The 19,170-nt window shown below is 63.7% G+C and carries 15 protein-coding genes; 10 read left to right on the top strand and 5 right to left on the bottom strand.

Annotation, left to right across the window (positions count from 1 at the left end; genetic code table 11):
* Positions 1-113 precede the first annotated feature (113 nt).
* The 5 genes from BN1136_RS07695 to BN1136_RS07715 all read left to right on the top strand — a co-directional run bounded on the left by BN1136_RS07695 (position 114) and on the right by BN1136_RS07715 (position 6,695).
* Positions 114-1,799 carry an aspartate:alanine antiporter gene (locus BN1136_RS07695; protein ID WP_029314601.1) on the top strand — a complete coding sequence of 562 codons (1,686 nt, stop codon included), beginning with the start codon at positions 114-116 and terminating at the stop codon, positions 1,797-1,799.
* 178 nt (positions 1,800-1,977) lie between these two features.
* The gene (locus BN1136_RS07700) at positions 1,978-3,510 is read left to right on the top strand and encodes an MltF family protein (RefSeq protein ID WP_043760109.1); all 1,533 of its coding nucleotides are present in this window, start codon (positions 1,978-1,980) and stop codon (positions 3,508-3,510) included.
* 170 nt (positions 3,511-3,680) lie between these two features.
* Positions 3,681-4,646: a tripartite tricarboxylate transporter substrate binding protein gene (locus tag BN1136_RS07705; protein ID WP_043760105.1), complete on the top strand. Its 966-nt coding sequence runs from the start codon at positions 3,681-3,683 to the stop codon at positions 4,644-4,646.
* A 48-nt stretch (positions 4,647-4,694) separates the two neighbouring features.
* Entirely contained in the window at positions 4,695-5,156 is a 462-nt protein-coding gene (locus tag BN1136_RS07710) for a tripartite tricarboxylate transporter TctB family protein (RefSeq protein ID WP_043760101.1), read from the top strand.
* A 9-nt stretch (positions 5,157-5,165) separates the two neighbouring features.
* On the top strand, positions 5,166-6,695 hold the full coding sequence (locus BN1136_RS07715; RefSeq protein WP_043760099.1) for a tripartite tricarboxylate transporter permease: 1,530 nt from the start codon (positions 5,166-5,168) through the stop codon (positions 6,693-6,695).
* Between the two features lie 141 nt (positions 6,696-6,836).
* On the opposite strand, the gene BN1136_RS07720 is transcribed toward BN1136_RS07715, so the two are convergent.
* From BN1136_RS07720 to BN1136_RS07735, 4 genes are all read right to left on the bottom strand, one after another.
* Positions 6,837-7,502 (bottom strand): response regulator, encoded by a 666-nt coding sequence (locus BN1136_RS07720; RefSeq protein WP_043760098.1) that lies wholly within the window; start codon positions 7,500-7,502, stop codon positions 6,837-6,839.
* Entirely contained in the window at positions 7,503-9,086 is a 1,584-nt protein-coding gene (locus BN1136_RS07725; RefSeq protein WP_043760096.1) for an ATP-binding protein, read from the bottom strand.
* Positions 9,083-10,294 carry an ROK family protein gene (locus BN1136_RS07730; RefSeq protein ID WP_043760095.1) on the bottom strand — a complete coding sequence of 404 codons (1,212 nt, stop codon included), beginning with the start codon at positions 10,292-10,294 and terminating at the stop codon, positions 9,083-9,085. Before BN1136_RS07730 ends, BN1136_RS07725 begins: the two co-directional genes overlap by 4 nt.
* A 104-nt stretch (positions 10,295-10,398) precedes the next feature.
* The gene (locus BN1136_RS07735) at positions 10,399-12,066 is read right to left on the bottom strand and encodes a methyl-accepting chemotaxis protein (protein WP_043760092.1); all 1,668 of its coding nucleotides are present in this window, start codon (positions 12,064-12,066) and stop codon (positions 10,399-10,401) included.
* A gap of 125 nt (positions 12,067-12,191) precedes the next feature.
* Between BN1136_RS07735 and BN1136_RS07740 the strand changes: the two genes are divergently transcribed.
* From BN1136_RS07740 to glpC, 5 genes are all read left to right on the top strand, one after another.
* Positions 12,192-12,650 (top strand): YchJ family protein, encoded by a 459-nt coding sequence (locus tag BN1136_RS07740; protein ID WP_081843723.1) that lies wholly within the window; start codon positions 12,192-12,194, stop codon positions 12,648-12,650.
* 48 nt (positions 12,651-12,698) lie between these two features.
* Positions 12,699-13,448 carry a PilZ domain-containing protein gene (locus tag BN1136_RS07745; RefSeq protein ID WP_043760091.1) on the top strand — a complete coding sequence of 250 codons (750 nt, stop codon included), beginning with the start codon at positions 12,699-12,701 and terminating at the stop codon, positions 13,446-13,448.
* Positions 13,449-13,710: 262 nt separating this feature from the next.
* Positions 13,711-15,384 (top strand): anaerobic glycerol-3-phosphate dehydrogenase subunit A, encoded by a 1,674-nt coding sequence (gene glpA / locus BN1136_RS07750; RefSeq protein WP_043760088.1) that lies wholly within the window; start codon positions 13,711-13,713, stop codon positions 15,382-15,384.
* Positions 15,374-16,654: a glycerol-3-phosphate dehydrogenase subunit GlpB gene (gene glpB / locus BN1136_RS07755; RefSeq protein WP_043760086.1), complete on the top strand. Its 1,281-nt coding sequence runs from the start codon at positions 15,374-15,376 to the stop codon at positions 16,652-16,654. The genes glpA and glpB overlap by 11 nt, the downstream gene beginning before the upstream one ends.
* 51 nt (positions 16,655-16,705) lie before the next feature.
* The gene (glpC, locus tag BN1136_RS07760; RefSeq protein ID WP_043760084.1) at positions 16,706-17,908 is read left to right on the top strand and encodes an anaerobic glycerol-3-phosphate dehydrogenase subunit GlpC; all 1,203 of its coding nucleotides are present in this window, start codon (positions 16,706-16,708) and stop codon (positions 17,906-17,908) included.
* Positions 17,909-18,083: 175 nt separating this feature from the next.
* Here the strand turns inward: glpC and BN1136_RS07765 are convergent.
* Positions 18,084-19,170: type I secretion C-terminal target domain-containing protein (locus BN1136_RS07765; RefSeq protein ID WP_156135298.1), on the bottom strand; the 1,087-nt coding region annotated here is incomplete at its 5' end.

Here is a 19,170-nt window from a genome sequence, read left to right on the forward strand (position 1 = left end):
CTCCGCCCCGAGAGCACACCACTTAACTGGCTGCCGATCCGCTTTGACGCTTCTTTCTTGCCAAGGGATCCGGCACAATGTCGGCCCCACTTTTTTCCTCGGTTTTTCCGGGCATGACCATAGATTTCGTGACACTGCTACATCAAAGCGACTCCCTGCTGCTGTTCGTGGTATTGGCCTTCGGCCTGCTGCTGGGCAAGGTCCGCATCGGCAACTTCCAGATAGGCAATACCATTGGCGTGCTGTTCACCGCCCTGCTATTCGGCCAGATGGGATTCCAGTTCTCCACCTCCACCGAAAACGTCGGCTTCATGCTGTTCATCTTCTGTGTGGGTATAGAGGCGGGTCCCCACTTCTTCAGCGTCTTCCTGCGCGACGGCATCCACTACATCACCCTGACCCTGGTGATCCTGCTGAGCGCCCTGCTGCTGACTGTGGGGCTCGCCAAGTTCTTCAATCTGGGGCCGGGCATGGCGGCGGGTATTCTGGCGGGCTCGCTCACCTCGACCCCGGCACTGGTCGGTGCCCAGGATGCCCTGCGCAGCGGCCTGCTCAACCTGCCCCACCAGACCGACATGCAGTCGGTGCTCGACAACATGGGCATCGGCTATGCGCTCACCTATCTGGTGGGGCTGGTGGGATTGATGCTGGTGGTGCGCTACCTGCCTTCCCTGGCGCGGCTCGACCTCAACACCGAGGCCCAGAAGATCGCCCGCGAGCGGGGTCTCTCCGACAGCGAGAGCCGCAAGACCTACCTACCCATCATCCGCGCCTATCGGGTCGGCCCGGAGCTCGCCGCCTGGATCGGGGGGCGTACCCTGCGGGAGACCGGCATCTATCCCCACACCGGCTGCTATGTGGAGCGCATTCGCCGCAACGGCATCCTGGCGAGCCCCGACGGTGATGCCGTCATTCAGGAAGGGGACGAGATCGCCCTGGTGGGCTACCCCGAGAGCCACGAGAAACTCGACGTCAACTACCGCAACGGCAAAGAGGTGTTCGATCGCAACCTGCTTGACCTGCAGATCGTCACCGAAGAGATCGTGGTGAAGAACGATGCCGTGGTGGGCCGTCATCTGGTGGAGCTCAACCTCACCGAGAAGGGCTGCTTCCTGAACCGGGTGGTGCGCTCCCAGATCGAGATGCCGTTCGATCGCAACATCATGCTGCAAAAGGGTGACGTGCTGCAGATCAGCGGCGAGAAGCAGCGGGTCAAGCTGCTGGCCAACAAGATCGGCTTCATCAGCATCCACAGCCAGACCACGGATCTGGTGGCCTTTGCCACCTTCTTCGTGCTGGGCCTGCTCATCGGCTCCGTCTCCCTGGTGTTCGGCCAGATCGAGTTCGGCCTCGGCAACGCCGTCGGCCTGCTGCTGGCGGGGATCCTGATGGGCTACCTGCGGGCCAACCACCCGACGGTCGGCTATGTGCCGCCTGGCGCCCTGCGTCTGGCCAAGGATCTCGGCCTTGCCGTCTTCATGGTGAGCACCGGCCTCAAGGCCGGGGGGGGCATCCTGGATCACCTGAGCGAGGTGGGGATGGTGGTGCTCTTCTCCGGCATGCTGGTCACCACCTTGCCGGTGCTGGTCGGCTACCTGTTCGGGGTCTGGGTGCTCAAAATGAACCCGGCCTTGCTGCTCGGCGCCATCACCGGGGCCCGAACCTGCGCCCCGGCCATGGACGTGGTGAACGAAGCCGCGAACAGCTCCATCCCGGCGCTCGGTTACGCCGGCACCTATGCGGTGGCCAACGTGATGCTGACCCTGGCGGGCTCCTTCATCATCGGCTTCTGGTTCTAGCCAGGCGGGCCCGCAACACCCAGAAAAAGAGGAGCCTCGGGGCTCCTTTTTTCATGGGTAGACGGCCAGGGGGTTGAATAGTGGAAATCGTGCTATGGGGCTCTCTCTATCAAACCCAATAAGCTAAATCACCCGTAAGGCGCCACTTACACTCAATAAAACGAGTGAGGTGTACGTTATGAAATGCTTATGGATTGTCGTGATCTGGCTGTTCTGCTCCCTGACGCCAGCCTGGGGGGCCGAATCCGACAAGCAGGCGGCCACCGGTGAGGAAACGGAAAAAAGCGCCCTGAGCTTCGAGGGCAACGAGCTTGCCAAACCCATGCTGGGCGACCTCGACGCCATGCTGGAGCGCCGGTCCATCCGGGTACTGACGACCTACAACAAGACCGGCTACTTCATCAACAAGGGCGTGCAACGGGGTGTCACCTACGACGCCTTCGTCCAGGTCGAGAAGCGGCTCAACGAGCAACTGCGCAAGGACAAGGCCATCAAGCGCCACCTCAAGGTGCACTTCGTCTTCATTCCCGTGGCCCGGGAAGCCCTGCTGAGCGCCCTCATCGCCGGCAAGGGGGACATCGCCGCCGCCAATCTCACCATCACGGACAAGCGCAAGGAGCAGGGTGTGGCCTTCACCGATCCCCTGCTGCAAGACGTGCGGGAGCTACTCGTCTCCGGCCCCTACTCGCCCAAGGTGGAGAGCGCCGCCGATCTGGGGGGCAAACGCATCTACGTGCGCCCCTCCTCCAGCTATTTCGAGAGCCTCATGGCTTACAACCAGGCCCGCAAGGCGGCGGGAGAGCCCCTCATCGACATCCAGCCCGCCTCTGAAGTGCTGGAAGATGAAGATCTGGTGGAGATGGTCAATGCAGGCCTCCTGCCCTTCATCGTCATGGACGAGCACAAGGCCCGTTTCTGGCAGAAGATCTTCCCCAAGGTCACCATCCACGACGACCCCGTGTTCCGGGAGGGGGGCATCATAGCCTGGGCGGTGCGCAAGGAGAGTACCCAGCTGCTCGCCATGCTCAATGAGCAGATCAAGGCGCTGCGTGGCAAGGCGACCGGGGATGAACTCCTCGCCCGCTATCTCAAGCAGAACAAGTTCGTCAGGAGTGCCGCCGCCGAGGCCGACCGCAAGAAATTCCTGCAGGTGGTGGAGCTGTTTCGTGAATACGGCGATAAATACGACGTGGACTGGCTGCTGATGGCGGCCCAGGGCTATCAGGAGTCCGCCCTCAACCAGAAAGCGCGCAGCCACGTCGGCGCCATCGGCGTCATGCAGATCATGCCCGCCACCGGCAAGGGGCTCAAGGTGGGCGACATCCGCCAGCTCGAGCCCAACATCCACGGCGGCGTCAAATACATGCGCTGGATGATCGATCACTACTATGCGGACGAGCCCATGACCGCCCTCGACAAGGCGCTCTTCACCTTCGCCTCCTACAATGCCGGCCCTGCCCGGGTGGCCAGGCTCCGTGCCGAGACCAAAAAGCGGGGGCTGGATCCCAACGTCTGGTTCCACAACGTCGAGTACGTGGCGGCCGAGAAGATAGGGCCAGAAACCGTCACCTACGTGGGCAACATCTACAAGTACTACATCGCCTACAAGCTGGTGGTGGAGCAGATGAAGCTGCGCCAGCAGGCCAGCGAGGCCCTGAAGCAGGAGACGAAGGAAGACGCCAGCACATCGGCGGCGAAACCGACCCAGTGATCCTTGCCGGACGAGGCGCTCACGGGCGCCTCGTTTCTATGCGCGTCCCCTCCCTTCGTGACCAGAATGAACACAATGGCCACAACAGCCTTAATAGCCATTACGGTCAGATTGTTTTCCAGCCAGACATGATTAATTAACCTTCCTGCAACAATCACAAGGAGAGCACCATGTTGCAAGGAACCTTCAAGCGCACCCTGATAGGCGGCCTGCTCGCGCTGAGCTTTGGCGCCCACGCCCAGATCGACGAGATCCACTTCCTCATCCCGGGCGGTGCCGGCGGCGGCTGGGACAACACAGCCCGCGGCACCGGCGAGGCTCTGACCAAGTCCGGCCTGATCCAGACCGCCTCCTACCAGAACATCTCTGCCGGTGGCGGCGCCAAGGCCATCGCCCATCTCATCGAGACCTCGGCCCAGTCCGACAAGACCCTGATGGTCAACTCCACCCCCATCATCGTCAAATCCCTCTCCAAGGAACTGCCGCAGTCGTTCCGGGATCTCACCCCGGTCGCGGCCATCATCGCCGACTACCAGGCACTGGCCGTGCCGCTGGACTCTCCCTACCAGAGCTGGCCCCAGTTGCTGGCCGCCTATGAGGCAAACCCCGCCAAGGTGAAGATCGCCGGGGGCTCCGCCCGCGGCAGCCTGGATCACCTGGTGGCCGCCATGACCTTCAAGAACGCCGGTGCCGACGCCAGCAAGCTGCGTTACGTGGCCTATGATGCCGGCGGCAGTGCCATGGCCGCAGTGCTCGCGGGAGAGACCCAGGTACTCTCTACCGGTTTTGGCGAGGCGATGGAAGCGGTCAAGTCCGGCCAGATGCGGATCCTCGGCATGACAGCCTCCGAACGCATGCCGGATGCGAAAGACATCCCCACCTTCAGCGAACAGGGCAACCCCACGGTGTTTGCCAACTGGCGCGGCTATTTCGCCTCCCCCAGCGTGAGCGCCGAGAAGTCGGCCGAATTCGCCGCCCTGCTCAAGCAGATGTATGACAAGCCGGAGTGGGAGACGGTTCGTGCCCGCAACAGCTGGACCAATCGCTATCAGGCCGGTCCCGAGTTCACCGCCTTCCTCAACAGCCAGGAGCAAGAGATCGGCGGCCTGATGCGCGAGCTCGGCTTCATCAAGTAATCCCACAACCCCGTGGCGGGCCCGGCCCGCCCCATTGGAGTCATTCCTATGCACCTGACCAAGGAGCGGTTCGGGGGGCTGCTGTTTTTGCTGCTCTCCCTCGCCTATGGCTACCATGCCACCCAAATCCCGGGCTACCCGGGGGACGAATATGAACCCTTTACCGCCAGCACCCTGCCCTATGCCCTGGCTGGCGTCGGCATAGTGCTCTCCCTGCTGCTGATGGCCTCCCCGGGGGGCGAGCGGCTGCAGAAAGAGTCCGGCAACTGGCGGCTGGTGTTCGCCTTTCTCGTCCTGATGATCATCTACGGCGTGGCCCTGACCTGGCTCGGTTTCCTCGTCGCCACCACCCTGTTCCTCATCGTCGGGATCCGGCTGATGGGCGAACCCAGTCTCGCCTTCGCCTGCAAGGTGAGCGTGCCATTTACCCTCATTTTCTGGGCCCTGCTGACCAAGGGGCTCAATGTCTATCTCGAGCCGGGTCGGCTGTTCACCCAGTTGCTGGGATAAGGAGAATCCATGTTAGACGGCATTCTGCAAGGGCTCGGCACCGCCATGATGCCCATCAACCTCTTCATGGTGGTGGTCGGCTGCTTTGTCGGCACCTTCATCGGCATGCTGCCGGGCCTCGGGCCCGTCACCGCCATCGCCCTGATGATCCCCATCACCTACGGGCTGGATCCGGCCTCCGGCATCATTCTGATGGCCGGGGTCTATTACGGCTCCATGTTTGGCGGTTCCACCGCCTCCATCCTCATCAATACCCCGGGCTGCTCCGCCAGCATGATCACCGCCATCGACGGCTATCCCCTGGCACGCAAGGGCTATGCGGGCAAGGCGCTGGCCATCGCGGCCTATGCCTCCTTCGTCGGCGGCACCCTGTCGGCCATCTTCCTGATGGTGGCGGCCCCCCTGCTCGCCAAGGTTTCCCTCTCCTTCCAGTCGGCGGACTACTTCGCCCTCATGGTGCTGGGGCTGTCGGCGGTGGCGGCCTTTGCCGGCAAGGGGCAGGTGCTCAAGGCGCTGATCATGGCGTTGTTCGGCATCATGATCTCCACCGTCGGTATCGATCGCAGCGTCGGGGTGGACAGGTTCACCTTCGGTCTGCCGGACTTGCGGGACGGTTTCTCCTTCCTGCTGCTGGCCATGGCCACCTTCGCCCTGGCGGAGATCCTGATGACGGTGCTGCGCCCGGGCAAGGATTCCCGCGCCGAAGAGGCGGAGCAGATCCAGAAACTCGGCTCCCTGAAGCTCAGCAAGGAGGAGGTCAAGGAGATAGCAACCCCGGTCACCCGTTCATCGGTACTCGGCTTCTTCATCGGCGTGCTGCCGGGGGCCGGTGCCACCATCGCCTCCTTCATGGCCTACGGCGCCGAGCGCAATCTGGCCCGCAAGGAGAAGAGGGATGAATTTGGCAAGGGCAGCCTGACCGGTGTCGCCGCCCCGGAAGCGGCCAACAACGCCGCCTCCAGCGGTGCCTTCGTCCCCCTGCTGACCCTGGGGATCCCGGGCTCCGGCACCACGGCCCTGATGCTGGGCGCCCTGATCGCCTATGGCATCCAGCCGGGTCCGCGCCTCTTCATGGAGCATCCGGACGTGTTCTGGTCGGTGATCATCTCCATGTACCTGGGCAACGTGGTGCTCTTGATCCTGAACCTGCCGCTCATCCCTTATCTGGCCAAGATCCTGCAGGTGCCGCGCCCCGTGCTCATCCCCATGGTGTTGCTGTTCTCGCTGATCGGGGTCTATCTGGTCTCGTTCAACACCATGGACATCTATGTCATGTCGCTGGTGGCCCTCATCGCCATCGGCCTGCGTCTGCTGGACTTCCCCATGGCACCCATGCTGCTCGGCTTTATCCTGGGGGGCATGCTGGAGGACAACCTGCGCCGCGCCCTGGTCATCAACGACGGCTCCCTGAGCTTCCTGTGGGAGCGCCCCATCACCCTGGGCTTCACCCTGGTGACCCTGGTGATGTTGCTGCTGCCAGCCTGGCAGTGGTGGCAAGCCCGCCGGGCTCCCAAGGGAGAGCCGGCCATCAGCCACTGAATCAATGAGCCTCTGCCGCCTCTGTCCCCTACTCATAACGAGCAGAGCCCTTGATGCCCCATTGGGAGCAAACCTGATAACAAAAAGAGCGCCGAAAGGCGCTCTTTTCTTTGTCTGGACGCAATGACCCTGGTTTCGGGGTCACTGCTTGCGATAACGCCGCTCCGGCCGCCCGACGGTACCGTATTCGAGTTCCGGACTCGCCAGCTGCTGCCCCACCAGAAACTCCAGATAGCGACGCGCCGTGGTGCGGCTCACCCCGATCCGGGTACCTATCTCCTCGGCACTGGCTCCCTCCGCGGCCAGGACGGCCAATACCCGTTGCAGGGTGATGCCGTCGATGCCCTTGGGCAGCCCGGCGGCCGCCACCTGTTGCAAGGGCGTGCCCAGCAGGGCGTCCACCGCCTGCTGATCGATGTCCGCGAGAGCCGCCAGGGCGGCAATGCTCTGACGGTACTTCTCCAGGGTGTCGCGCAGCCGCTCGAACACCACGGGTTTCAAGATGAAATCCACCACCCCGAGGCGCATCGCCTCCTGCAGGGCGCTCGCCTCCCGGGCGGCGGTGAGCAGGATGACGTCCAGGCTGGCCCCCGCCTGGCGCAATTCGCGCAGCAGACAGAAGCCCTCTCCGTCCGGCAGCCACACATCCAGCAACACCAGATCGGGTTTCAGGATGGCGATCTGCTCCCTCGCGTCGAACAGGGTGAGCGCCACCCCCAGCACGTCAAACCCGGGCAGCCGCTGCACGAAGCGGCGGTGGATTTCGGCGATGGCCGGATCGTCTTCGACGATCAGGATCTTGATCACTCACACCTCCTTTGGAATGTAACAGACGACGCAACTTCCCTGCGCCGTGGCTTCTATGGTGATCTGCCCCTGCAGGGAATCCAGGGTCTTGCGCACCAGGGCGAGGCCGATGCCGTGGCCGGGCTCCGCCTTGCTGCTCACGCCTCGCTCGAACAAGGTGTCCGCCAGGGCGGGATCCACCCCGCCGGCCCCGTCCTCCACCTCGAGGATGAGATCCTGCCCCAGATCGCTTAAGGCGACCCGGATTGGCTGATAGGGTGCGCCGTGGCGACGGGTCGCCTCGAAGGCATTGTCGATGAGGTTGCCAAGCAGGGTCACCAGCTGGGAACCGCTCACGCGATGGGGGATGTCGTGCAGGCGGGAGTCAGGGTCAACTTCCAGCACCAAGCCCAGCTCGTGGGCCCTGTGGTACTTGCCAAGCAGCAGCCCGGCCACCTTGGGCTTGGCAATGGCGCCCATCAGGAAGCTGAGCAGGGTCTGCTCGGTGTCGGCCTCTCGCCCGATGAAGGCCAGCGCCTCCCGGGTGGCCCCCAGCTCGATGAGTCCGGCGATGGTGCCGAGCTGATTGTTGTGTTCGTGGGTCTGCACCCGCAGCAGATCGCTGTAGGCCTGCACCTGGGAGAGCTGGGCGCTGAGCTCGGCCAGCTCGTCCTTGCGCCGAAAGCTCGACACCGCGCCGATGAGGCGTCCTCCCTGCACCAGGGGCAGGCGGTTGACGATGAGGGGCTGGCCATTCAGGACTATCTCCTCGTCAAACTGGGGGCTCTGCTCCTGCAAGATGGAGAGCATGCGGCTGCCCGGCAGCAGCTGGCCGATGGGCCGGCCGATGGCGGCCCTGGCAACGGTTTCATCCAGGCGCAGCAACCGGATGCCGTTGGGATTGATGGAGGTGAGCCTGCCCTGCTCGTCTATGGTGAGGATCCCTTCGCGCACCGTGCGCAGGGTACAGTCGAGCTCGGCATAGAGACGCCCTATCTGCTCGGGTTCGAAGCCGAAAATGGCCTTCTTGTAACGCCGGGCCAGCCAGGCGGCGGCGGCGCTGTTGAGGATCACGATGAGCAGGGTGCAGAGCAGGCCAAAGCGCAGGAAACCGCGCAGATCGGCGTCAATGTCCCGCACCAGATAACCGACCGAGACGATCCCTATCACCCTGCCCATCTCGTCGCGAATGGGCCCCTTGCCCCGCACCGCGCTGCCAAGGGAGCCCTCTGCCCTCGAGATGTAGAACTCCCCCGCCAGGGCCCGGGCAGGATCATCTCCCACCATGGGTTTGCCAAGCCTGTCTGCATTGGGGTGAACCAGACGCCTGGCATCGACGTCGCCGATGACGATATAGCTCGCACCGACCTCCCCCCGCATCCGCTCCACCAGCACGTTGAGGCGGACGGTGTCGGCCCGTTTCACCCCGGCGATGACGCCGGGCTCCCGGGCCACCAGCCGCGCCACGTCGAGGGCCTGATCCCCCACATCCTGATAGCGCTGCTCGGCGACATAGTAGTAGCTGGCCCCGCTCAGCAGCACCAGCTGCAACAGACTGACCAGACAGAGCATGAAGAGGATGCGTCCTTGCAACCCGAGTTTCATGCCTCCTTGTCCCCTCGCAACAGTTCGAGCAGCAGGCTGCCGTCACGCAGGGCCTTGTGCACCTGCACCGAGGTGGGCTTGGTGGGATCTTCGTAGAAATGGGTGGATTCGATCTGCAGGCGCACCAGGTACTCGGCCGGCAACTGGCTCGCCAGGGACTGGTGCAGCATGGGGAACAGCAGCCGATCGGCCCGGGTGATCTCCCCCCCCAGCAGCAACTTGCCCGGGTTGAGCAGGCAGATGAGGTTGGATAGCACCCGGGAGAGCCGCCCCGCCGCCTGATGGAGAATATCCTGACAGAGGCTGTTGCCCGCCAGCGCCAGCTCGCACAGCTCGCGGATGTTGACGCTCTCGGGCAGATCGTGTTCCTGCATCCGCTCGCGCAGATCCCGGTACTGGGCCTCCAGGGCCTGATTGGTCACGAGCGTGCAGGCGCAGCCGAAGCCGCCGCAGTAACAGCGCTGGCCATAGGGTTCGAGCTGCAGGTGGCTGAGATCCCCGAGCAGGGCCGACTCGCTCTCGATGAGCTGGCCGTTGACCACCATGCCGACCCCGATGTCGTTGTGCACGAATACCAGCACCGCATCGGCGCAGTTCTTGGCGGCCCCCCATTCGCGCTCGGCCTGGATCCAGGTGCGCACGTCACCGCTCACCAGCACGGGGACCTCGAACGCCGCCTGCAGGGTGGGGCCGAGGGGCCAGTTGCGCAGATCGTAATAGGGGAAGTGCTTGACCATGCCGGAGTGACGCTCCACCTGCCCCGGCAGGCAGAGGGCGATACAGGCCAGACGCAGTGCCTTCTTGGGCAGGAAGCCCTCGATGGCATGCACCAGGCTGGCCAGCAGATCCGCGCGCTCCGCCTCGCTGAAGAGATGGCGATGGCGCGCCAGGGAGCGGCCTGCCAGATCGAACAGGGCCATGTCCACATAACCACGGCCCAGACGCATGGAGAGAAACTGGAAGCGACGCTCGTTGATGCGCAGCAGGGTCTGGCGGCGACCGCGCCCCACCGAGCTCTCGCCGCAGGTGACCACCAGCCCGCCGTCCAGCAGCTCGCGGGTGATCTTGGTGATGCTGGCAGGAGAGAGACCGGTCAGGCGGGACAGATCGGTACGGGACAGCTCCTTGTGCTCCTCCAGGCTGGCGTAGACCAGGCCGTAGTTGAGCTGACGGATCAAATCGATACTGCCTTTCACGATCTCATTCATAGGGTAGGGGCTAACGAAAGGAACGAATGACGCGATTTTCCCACATTCTGCGCCGAACCCCAAATTTGCCGTCTGGAAATCACGTCCAGACGGCAAATATGTGACTAGTAACGGAAGCGGGAGACGAGTTGACGCAATTTGTCACCCGTGTCGGCCAGGGTGCGGGTGGTGGTGCTGGACTCCCCGGCGGCCTCGGTCAGCTCGTTGACGATCTGCTGGATGGCCACCAGATTCTTGTTGATCTCCTCGGAGACCGCGTGCTGCTCCTCGGCCGCCGTGGCGATCTGGATGTTCATGTCGTTGATGGTGCCGACCGCCGTCACCATGCTGTCGAGGGAGCTGGCGATGTGGCTCGCCTCCTGCACCGTCTCCTGGCTACGGGATTCGCTCGCCTGCATCACCTCCACCGCCTGCCTGACGCCGCCCTGCAGCCGCTGCAGCATCTCGTTGATCTCCTTGGTACTCTGCTGGGTGCGGCCAGCGAGGGATCGCACCTCGTCCGCCACCACCGCAAAGCCCCGTCCCTGTTCACCTGCCCGGGCCGCCTCGATGGCGGCATTGAGTGCCAGCAGATTGGTCTGTTCGGCAATGCCGCGAATGACCTCCACCACGGACCCTATCTTGCCGGTCTCCTGAGCCAGCTGCTCGATGACCCCGGCGGCCACGTGCACCTCCTCCACCAGCCGGTTGATGCTGCCGATGGCGCTGCTCACCACCCCGCGTGCGGCATCCGATTCGCGCGCCGCGTCGCTGGTGGCACTGGCCGCATTGGAAGCGCTCGCCGCCACTTCCTGAGCGGTGGAGCTCATCTCGGTCACCGCAGTGACAACCTGATCCGTCTCCCTGCCATGCCCCTGCATCTGTCTGTCGGCGTGCTCGCTCAGGCTGTGCAGCCTGTGCACGGCGCCAAGCAGCTGATGGCTGGTCTCCCCCACCTGGCTCACCACCGACTGGATCCGCTCGACAAAACGGTTGAACGCCATGGCCAGCTGGCCCACCTCGTCCTTGCCCTGCACCTTGAGACGCCGGGTCAGATCCCCCTCCCCGTCAGCGATGTCGTTGAGGGCAGCCACCGCCTCCGCCAGTGGCCGGGTTGCCCGGTTGCCGATCACCACGGTGGCGGCCAGAGTCACCCCCAGGATCACCAGAATGATCAGCACGCTGCTCTGCAGGGAGCCATGCATCGCCTCCTCACGCTCGGTGCGCAGGGTCGCCAGCTCGCTGTCGATGTCGTCGATGTAAAAGCCCGTGCCCACCACCCACTGATACTTGTCGAGCACCAGGTTGAAGGAGAGCTTGGGGGCATCCCGTCCGAGGGACGGCTTGTTGGTCCAGTACTCGGAGAACCCGTCCCCCTCCCGCGCCGACTTGATGATCCCCTGGATGAGGAAGGTGCCCTTGGTATCCTTGTCCTGCCAGCGGTTCTTGCCCTCCACCTCGGGACGGGTCGGCAGCAGCAGGGTGTTGCCCTGATAGTCATAGACGAAGAAGTAGCCGTCGCTGCCATAGCGCAATGGCCGCAATGTCTCGAGCACCCGCTGGCGGGTCTCGGGGTTGTCCGGCTCCGCATAGGCCTGCTCGATGGCGGTTTTGGCGAGCATCAGATAGCTGCTGAGCAGCGCCTTGCGCTCCTTGACCGCCTTCTCCCTTGCCATCACCAGCTCTGACTCCAGATCGCTCCTGGACATCAGATAATTGCTGAGATTGACCACCAGGGCCATCAACAGGATGGGGACCGCGCCCAGCAACAGGATCTTCTGTTTCAGCGTCATCATGGACTTCCTTTAGCGATTTTTATGTGGGTGTTCCGTTCCTACCGGCTCGACCTGCTGGCCGAGGGGGGATGGCATTCGCTACAATCCCGCCACCTTCCATTATCGACCCGATGAGCTGACCCATGAGCCAATGTCCTTGCGGTTCTTCCCTTCCCCTCTCCCTGTGCTGCGGCGCTCTCCACGGCGGCCAGGCCGCCACCAGCGCGGAGCAGCTGATGCGCTCCCGTTACAGTGCCTTCGTGCTGGGGCTGGGTGACTACCTGGTGCACAGCTGGCATCCCGATCATCTGGGGACACTGACCGCAGACGAGCTTTCCCGAAGCGATACCCGCTGGGACGGTCTCGAGATCCTCGCAAGCCGGGGCGGCCCCCATGACGAGACCGGCATGGTGGAGTTCAAGGCCTGGTTTGTGGAAGGGGATGCGCGCCACTGCCTGCACGAGCGCTCCCGCTTCGTGCGGTATCAGGGGCGTTGGGTCTACACTGACGGCGAACAGGATCCGGCGCCGCTGCGGGTGGGCCGCAACGATCCCTGCCCCTGTGGCAGCGGCAAGAAATTCAAAAAATGTTGCTTCGAATAAAACAGGCTTTTTAAACTGACGTTATTTAATCGGGACAGGAATACAGCCATGGATGAACGTCTTGCAGAATCCATTCAACAGCGCCTTGCCGCCATCAAAGGGAGCGGTCAGGCAATACAGGGCTCCGACGTCCTGTTATACCTGCAACCGGCCAGCCAGGCAGGCATCCAGGTCAACCTGCCCACCGGCAAGACGAAACGCCTGCCTGCGGTACTCGTCGGCCTGGATCGCCAGCCCTACCTCTATTTCACCTTCCACGCCATCAACCGGGAGGACCTGCTGTCATACTGCAAACCCGGCTACCGGGTGCATGTCTCCGTCATCTGCGAGCGCGGCCTGGGGGCCATGGTGCATTTCGACAGCGTGATCGAGCTGGCAGGAGAGACGCCACTCCTGATCACCACCCGGGTTCCCAAGCAGGTGACCATCAACAAGATCCGCAGAGAGACGCGCTACCCGGTGAACCTGACCGGCTGGACCACCAACGGCGACACCAAGATCCCCATCCAGCTCACCGACATCTCCTTTGAGGGATGTGCGTTCAAGACCAGCTACCTCGCCCCGCCCCTCAAGATGCAGCACCCCATCGTCCTGCGTTTTCAACCCCTGGAGGATGGCCAGGATCCCCTGCTCCTCAGCGGCATCATCTGCAATCAGGGTAAATTGCTCGACAACATCCTCTACGGGGTGAAATTCGACCAGGACGGGCAGCGCAACAGCAACGCTCTCTTCATGAACCTCGAATTCAACGGGCAAATGATGGTCTCAAAGACCCCAGACGCAGACGCACTGCGTTAATCCGCACAGGCCCGCAGCTTGCCTCCCCCGGTGCGGGCCTCTTCCCGGGCACGGATGCCCGTCCCTCCCGTGGTCACACCTGCTCTTTTCCCTCGCCGGGATCCGGCCCTTCTTCCTATCTGCTCTCCCGTGACCTCTGTCACATAACTCTCACCAACCATCACCAAATGCTCGTTTACGCTCATTAACTTGGCCCATATCAAACATTTTCAACCAGAGAGGCGCCACACTGAGCCCATCTGGAAGAGATGAGACGGGCACAATGAAAAGAATAACCACACAAGTCGTCATCATAGGGGGTGGCGCCACCGGTGCCGGCATCATGCGCGATTGCGCGCTGCGCGGCATCGACTGCATCCTCCTTGAGCGGGACGACATCGCCGCCGGCACCACGGGCCGCAATCACGGTCTGCTCCACTCCGGCGCCCGCTACGCAGTGACGGATCAGGAGTCCGCCCGCGAGTGCATTCAGGAGAACCGCATCCTCAAGCGGATCGCCAGCCACTGCGTGGAGGACACCGGCGGCCTGTTCCTGACCCTGCCGGAAGATGACATCGGCTTTCAAAAGACCTTCATGGACGCCTGCGCCCTGGCCGGCATCGAGACCCGTCAGCTCGATCCCCGCGAGGCGCTGCAGCTCGAACCCAATGCCAACCCGGCCATGATAGGGGCGATTCAGGTGCCGGACGGCACGGTCGACCCCTTCCGCCTCGCCGCTGCCAACGTGCTCGACGCCAAGGAGCACGGCGCCCGCATCTTCACCCACAGCAAGGTGCTGGGGCTGCTGCGTACCCAAGACAGAGTGTACGGGGTCAAGGCCATCAACACCCGCACCGGCGAGGCATTCGAGGTGGAGTGTCAGGAAGTGATCAACGCCGCCGGCATCTGGGGCCAGCAGATCTGCGAATACGCCGATCTCGGCATCCGCATGTTCCCGGCCAAGGGCTCCCTGCTCATCATGGATTACCGCATCAACCAGCTGGTGCTCAACCGCTGCCGCAAGCCGGCGGACGCCGACATCCTGGTGCCGGGCGATACCATCTCCCTCATCGGCACCACCTCGAGCCGCATCGATTACCACAAGATTGATCAGCTCACCGTGGAGCCGGACGAGGTGGAGGTGCTGCTGCGCGAGGGGATAAAACTTGCCCCCATCATGGCACGCACCCGCTTGCTGCGGGCCTACGCCGGGGTGCGTCCTTTGGTCGCGGTGGACGGAGACGAGTCGGGCCGCAACATCAGCCGCGGTATCGTGCTGCTGGATCACGCCGAGCGCGATGGTCTCAAGGGCTTCAACACCATCACCGGCGGCAAGCTGATGACCTATCGCCTGATGGCGGAGTGGGCCACCGATCTGCTGGCCAGGAAGCTCGGCAACAGCAAACCCTGCCGCACCGCCGAGCTGAGCCTGCCAGGCTCGCGGGATCCGGAGAAGGTCTCCGCCCCCGGCCTCTCGGCACCGGTCGAAGGATCTGCCCAGTATCGCCACGGGGAACGGGTCATCGCCTTCTTCCGTGACAATCCCAAGGCCAACGCCCTCATCTGCGAATGCGAGATGGTGACCGCGGGCGAAATCGAGTATGCCCTGCGGGAGCTCGACGTGGACAACCTGGTGGATCTGCGCCGCCGCACCCGCCTCGGCATGGGTCCCTGCCAGGGTGAGCTGTGCGCCTATCGCGCCGCCGGCCTGATGCAGGAGTACGGCAAGGCCGATGGCCGCCAGGCCTGCGTCATGCTGCGCCAGTTCCTGGAGGAGCGCTACAAGGGTACCCGTCCCGTGCTGTGGGGAGATGCCCTGCGCGAAGCGGAATTTACCTACTGGATCTATGAAGGCTTGTTTGGCCTGAGTGAATGGACGACGCCCCGTCTGGTGAGCGACGCCGCCCCCCAGAGCCATGCCACAGAGACAAACGAGGAGACGCCCCATGAAATTTGACACCATAGTGATTGGCGGCGGCATGGCGGGCCTCTCGGCGGCCCTGCGTCTGGCCGAGGCTGGCCAGAAGGCGCTGCTGGTGGCTTCCGGCCAGAGTGCCCTGCATTTTTCCTCCGGCTCGGTGGATCTGCTGGAGAGCGAGGGGGATCCCCGCGCCGCCCTGCCCGCCTTTATGGCTGCCAACCCCGAGCACCCCTACAACAAGGTGGGGATGACCCATATCGAGGCGAGCCTCGCCGATCTGCAGCGCCACTGCGCAGAAGAGGGGTTGTCGCTGTTTCGCCAGGAGCAGAACCACCAGCGCCTGACCCCCATCGGCACCCTGAAATCCACCTGGATCTCCCCCGAGACCTGTGCCTGCGTCACCGATGCCCCCGTGCCGGATACCCTGCTGCTGGCCACCCTGGAGGGCTTTCGCGACTTTCACCCACGGCTTGCGGCAGCGAATCTCGCGACCCACCCCCGCTTCGCCCACTGCCGCATCCTGACCGGTGACATTCGCATTCCCCAGCTGGCCGAGTTCAGCCGCAATCCCCACGAGTTTCGCTCCGCCGACATCGCCCGGCTGTTTGACAAGCAGGGGGGCGGCAACCACTCCCTGATGGCGGATCTGGCCCGGGAGATCAGCCGCATGGTGATGGAGTGCGGCGAACCCGGCTGCCGCCATATCGTGCTGCCCGCCTGCCTCTCCCTCGGACTGGTCGGCCCGCGCCTGAGGGATCTGGAAAAGCGCACCGGCTGCACCATCCGGGAGGTCGCCACCATGCCGCCGTCGCTTATCGGCATGCGGATGCAGGAGGCCCTCAAACGCCGCTTCATCGCCCTTGGTGGCACCTTCCTCACCAGCGAGCGGGTGCTGGGCGCCCGCTACGAGGGCAACCGTGTCGTCGGCGTGCACAGTCAGAATGGCGACGATCAACTCTTTGAAGCAGATAACTTTGTACTCGCCTCCGGCAGCTTCTTCAGCCGCGGGCTGGAGTCGCGCCTGCGCGGCATTCGCGAGCCCATCTTCGATGCCGATGTGCTGAGCCTGCCCGAGCGCGACGCCTGGGCCGGTCGCCGCCTGTTCGACCATCACCCCTTTATGGGCTTCGGGATCAAGACCGACGAGATGTTGCGGGTGCTGCGCGGTGGCAAGCCGCTCGCCAACCTCTATGGGGCGGGCAGCGTACTGGCCCACTATGACCCCATAAAAGAAGGCTCAGGCTCAGGCGTCGCGGTTGCCACCGGCTGGCAGGCCGCCGGCCACATTTTGAGTTCAGCCCAATGATGATTTCGCCCCATATCCCGTGCCTTCAATCTCGACGGGAGGAGAACTGACATGCTACTGGATCACGCCAACCAAACTTTCGATCAGTGCATCAAATGCACCGTCTGCACCGCCTACTGTCCGGTGGCCAAGGCCAATCCCGCCTACCCCGGCCCCAAGCAGGCGGGCCCGGACGGGGAGCGGCTGCGGATCAAGAGCCCGGAGCTCTTTGACAGCGCCCTCAAGTACTGCACCAACTGCAAGCGCTGCGAGGTGGCCTGCCCGAGCGGGGTGCGCATCGGCGACATCATCGCCAAGGCCAAGCATCAATACAGCGGCTTCAAACCCGGGATCCGCGAGTTCGTGCTCTCCCACACCGATCTGATGGGCAGCATGTCCACCCTGATGGCCCCAGTCGTCAACTTCACTACCGGCCTCAAGCCGATGAAGCTGGTGCTGGACAAGGCGCTCGGGGTCTCCTCCCACCGTTCCTTGCCCAAATACTCCCAGGGCACCTTCCGCGGCTGGTACAAGAAGCAGAAGGAGACCCAGGCCAGCTTTGCGCGCCAGGTCGCCTACTTCCACGGCTGCTACGTGAACTACAACCACCCTCAGCTCGGTAAGGAGCTGGTGCAGGTGCTCAACGCCATGAATATCGGCGTGCAACTGCTCGAGCGAGAGAAGTGCTGCGGCGTACCGCTGATTGCCAACGGCTTCATGGACAAGGCCAAACAGCAGGCGGCCTTCAACATCAAGCAGCTGGAAAACAGCCTGCTTGGCAACGAGATGCCGCTGCTCACCACCTCCTCCACCTGCGGCTTCACCCTGCGGGATGAATACCCCCACCTGCTGGAGCAGGACAACCACAAGGTGCGCGATCGCATCTCCCTGGTGACCCGCTTCCTGTGGAACGAGTTCTACAAGGGCAACAAGCCGGCCATGAAGCCGCTCGGGCTGCACATCGCCTACCACACCCCCTGCCACATGGAGAAAATGGGGGGCGTCATCTACACACTCGAATTGCTGCGTGCCATCCCGGGGGTCAAGGTGACTGTGCTGGAGTCCCAGTGCTGCGGCATCGCCGGCACCTACGGCTTCAAGTCGGAGAACTACGAAACCAGCCAGACCATAGGCCAGGGGCTGTTTGATCAGATAAACCGCCTCAAGCCTGATCTCGTCATCACCGATTGCGAGACCTGCAAGTGGCAGATCGAGATGAGCACGCCGTTCCCCTGTGAACACCCTATCCACCTGCTGGCCAGAGCCCTGGCTTGAGATGAGCACGTCCATCTCTCGCTGCGAGCACCCCAGCCACCTGCTGGCCAGAGCCCTGGCGTGATCCCCTTGCCACGCCCGGCCAGACGGCCCGCTCTGCAAAGGGGCCGATAAGCCAACACCAGATGGAAAAAGAGCCGGCAAGCGCCGGCTCTTTTCATTCACATCCGCCCCATCAGGGGTGCTGGACGATCAGGCTGTGCTGATCCAGCATGCTCTGCAGGATGTCGTGGGACGAGGTGCCGCTCAGGCTCCAGCCGCTCAGATCCACGTCCTTCAGGGTGATCTGCTGGGTGACATGGCCATCCCCCGCCGGTGACACCGACAGGTTCACGTCGCTCAGGCCGTGACCCACGCTGGTCACCGACGCCTGCAGATGGCCAAGCAGGCTATCCACGCTGTTGCCAGTCACCCCCTTGAGCAGGTCGGCCAAATCGATCTTGTCCCCCTCCTGGGGACGGAAGTCGGTGATGGTGTCGATGGCAGGCTGCGCCGTCGTCCCCTCGTCACCACTGCCCCACACGAAGAGATCGCTGCCGGCGCCACCGCTCAGGATGTCGTTGCCCTGACCACCCCGCAGCACATCATCCCCCATGCCGCCCAGGAGGCGGTCATTGCCGGTGGAGCCGAACAACCAGTCTCCCTGATCCGAGCCCAGCAGATCGTGGCCGCTCTGGCTGTGGATGGTGATGGTCTCCGTGGCCGAGCTCAGGGTGCTGCCGCCCAGGCTGGATTCGGCGCTCAGGGTGAGAGCATGATCCCCCGCCGGCAGATCCTTGACGTAGATGGGCACGGACTGGTCCATGGGCAGCAGCCAGTCATTGCCATCCGCGTGGCCGACACTCTGGCCGTGCTCGTCCACCACCTGGGCACTACCCAGATTCTGGATCCGCACCGACAGCTCGCCCGGTGCCGGATTGACCACGCTGGCACTGAGGTTGAGCGGCACCCAGGCCCCTTGCAGCGCAAGGATATCGTGGGTGCCGACCCCCAGCTGGGGATCGTCCGGCTCGGCTGTCACCTGGATGGCGATCTGGGCGCTGTCGGTCAGGACACCACCGGCGCCGGTGTTGCCCAGATCCGAGGTGGTGATGCTCAGGTTGTCCTGACCCCAGAAGTCCCTGGCCGGCTCGTAGTGCAGGTTGCCGGCCAGCAGGCTGTTGAGATCATCGAGCGACCCCACCAGGGTCATCACGCCGGTCCCCGCCCCCTGCACCGAGACGGCGCCCGCCGCCCCCAGCAGGGTCAGCACCCACGATATC

Origin of the sequence: Aeromonas taiwanensis (assembly GCF_000820165.1) — a bacterium.
GTDB lineage: Bacteria > Pseudomonadota > Gammaproteobacteria > Enterobacterales > Aeromonadaceae > Aeromonas > Aeromonas taiwanensis.